General features: G+C 38.4%; 2 protein-coding genes. Both read left to right on the forward strand.

Annotation, left to right across the window (positions count from 1 at the left end; translation table 11 throughout):
* Nucleotides 1–2,448: beta-L-arabinofuranosidase domain-containing protein (locus tag AC1DND_RS24040; RefSeq protein ID WP_477585095.1), on the forward strand; the 2,448-nt coding region annotated here is incomplete at its 5' end.
* 74 nt (nucleotides 2,449–2,522) lie between these two features.
* On the forward strand, nucleotides 2,523–3,086 hold a 564-nt coding region (locus tag AC1DND_RS24045; RefSeq protein ID WP_477585096.1), incomplete at its 3' end, for a hypothetical protein.

Here is a 3,086-nt window from a genome sequence, read left to right on the forward strand (position 1 = left end):
GCCCAGAATTTAACTGAATTCAACAAAAAACCCTTAAAACAGCATGTTTATGTGCAATTGCCCATAGGGAGTATTAAAGCCAAAGGATGGTTGTTAAAGCAACTAGAGCAGCAAAGAGATGGTGCAACGGGAATGGCAGAAGAGCTATACCCTGAAAAAGATAATCTGGGCAAAAACTCCGATTGGTTAGGAGGCGATGGGAATGGATGGGAGCGGGTACCATATTATGTTAAAGGTTTGGTAGCATTGGCTTATACCTTAGATGATCCTACGCTAAAAGAAAAAGCACAAAAGTACATTGATTGGACTTTGAACAATCAACAAGCCAACGGATTATTTGGCCCGCCGAAAATGAAAGATTGGTGGCCACGCATGCCAATGATGTATGCTTTGCAAAGCTATTACGAGGCCACAAATGATAAAAGGGTAATTCCTTTTCTCTCAAAATATTTCAAATATGAACTGGCTAATCTTGATGGCGATCCGTTAAAGGAATGGGGTAAATCAAGAGCAGGTGATAATATGGAAATAGCCATTTGGCTTTACAATAAAACCGGCAATCAGGATTTATTACGACTCGTAGAAAAGTTAAAACAACAGGCATACCCTTGGATCGATATTTATAGCAACAACGGGTTTTACTTTTTTGGTGATGATTTTCAGCCAAAACATATGGTTAATGTAGCTCAAGCCTTAAAATTCCCAGTGCTTTATGCTCAACTTCAAGATCGTGCTTCTAATCTTGAAGCACTTTCCAAAGGTATAGCGCACATTATGCACGACCATGGTCAGCCAGAAGGTTTAGGTTCAGGAACTGAATTTCTGGCGGGTACAAGCAGCATAGAAGGAGTAGAAACCTGTACTGTGGTAGAATGGATGCAGAGTTTAGAAACTGCGGCAAAGGTTATTCATGATGTCAGTATTGGCGATCAGTTGGAAAAAGTGGCCTTTAATGCATTACCTGCTCAGTTTAGCAGGGATTTTAAAAACCATTCATATTATACATTACCCAATCAGGTTCAAAGCATTCATGGGGAGCATGGCTTTAATCAAGATTATGGTTCAGGGATTGTTTCTAGTCCCTATTCAGGTTATGGATGCTGCCGCTATAACATGCATATGGGCTGGCCTTATTTTGTAAAAAGTAGTGTAGTGGCTACCCCTGAGAACGGCTTGGCAGTAATTACCTATGGCCCAATGGAAATAGAAACTGTGTTAGCCAACAATAAAAAAATAAAAATTACCGAAGAAACCAATTATCCCTTCGAAGAACAGATTAGGTTAAAAGTGGGGCTTACCACTTCTACATCCTTTCCATTGATTTTAAGAATCCCTGCGTGGAGTGTAAAACCAAGTATTAAATTAAATGGAACTATATTAAAAGGAGTAAAAGCCGGTGAAATGTTTACCATATCCCGCGAATGGAAAAATCAGGATCAATTAGAACTGAATTTCCCGATGCAAATTACGACTCAGGCTCAAGTAAACAATTCCATTAGTGTAGAACGTGGTCCTATTGTGTATGCATTAGAAATTAAGGCAGCAAATAAGGTAACCAAAACACATCCGGTTGCTGGTTTTACAGATTACGAAATCCGTCCGGAATTGGCGTGGAATTATGGTTTAGTATTAGATAAAGGTAATTTAAACAACGTTATCTTAGTGAAATCGACAATGCCCGAAAATCCTTTTATTGCAGCAAATGCACCGGTTAAATTAAAAGTTCGGGCAAAAAAGATTCCGTCATGGACGCTAGGATACAACAAAGTAGCCGCTTTTGATGTGCCTTTTAGTCCAATTTCCTCAACCGAAAAGCAAGAAGAAGTTACCTTGGTACCTTATGGATCTGAAAATATACGCCTAAGCTGTTTTCCTGTAATCGGTCAGCCAAAAAAAATAAATAAGGCTTTGGTCGAAAATTTTGATCAGGGAATGGCCAATAATTGGGTTTTTTATGGAGGTGGCTGGTTTTGGAAAGATGGACAGGTTAATTCGGCATCGAACGCAGGCTCTGGTGGTTATGGCATAAATGGATCTAAATATGTGGCTAATGAAACAGACTTTAAGGATTTTACTTACCAGGCAGATGTTAAAATCAATACTACCGGTGATGCTGGTTTAATGTTCAGGGTTTCTGACCCGGCAATTGGTGCCGATGCTTACCAAGGGTATTATGTGGGTTTGGATCAGTCTAATGGAACGGTACTGTTGGGAAAAGCCAACGGACAAAAATGGACCGTTATAAGTTCAGGAAAATATCCTGTTGAAATGAACGAAATGTATACCTTAAAGATAGTGGCGAAAGGAGATAAATTTGATGTTTTTATAAACGGGTCGGCAAAACCCATTCTTTCTGCAACAGATAGTCAATATCAATCTGGTAGTATAGGATTAAGAACGTATAAAGCTTTGGCTAGCTTCGATTCGGTAAAGATTAACGCTTTTTAACACCGGTTTAGGTCGGTATTGAACTTTGCGGCAAGGAATTTGTTAACCTACTATTAATAAATAAAAATAAGATTATGAAATTATACAAATCAATTCCCATAATGCTCTTTGCCATTGCGCTTGCAGCTGGTTGTGTAAGCAATAAGAAATATGCAGAACTTCAGGATACCTATTCCAAGCTGAGAGAAAGGAACCAGGAATTAAGTAATAAATACCAGGATAGCCAACGCGAGCTTAGTGGCAGCACCAGCAGGGTTAAAAGTTTAGAAGAACAGATCGCATCAGAAAAAGCCAATGTAACTGCATTGCAGGATGCTTTGAACAAATGTTTAAATTCTAGTAGCCAGGGCAATGTTAACATTTCGAAATTGGTTGATGAAATTAACAGTTCGAATAAATACATCAAACAACTGGTAAATGCTAAAAATAAAAGTGACTCACTTAATATGGTGTTGACTAATAATTTAACGCGATCATTAAGTAAAGAAGAGTTGGGAGATGTTGATGTACAGGTGCTTAAAGGCGTAGTTTATATCTCTTTAGCTGATAACATGTTGTATAAATCAGGTAGTTACGAAGTTTCCGATAAAGCGGGAGAAACTTTAAACAAAATCGCCAAAATCATTAAAGATTACGAT

It is taken from the genome of Pedobacter sp. 01N416 (assembly GCF_056399685.1).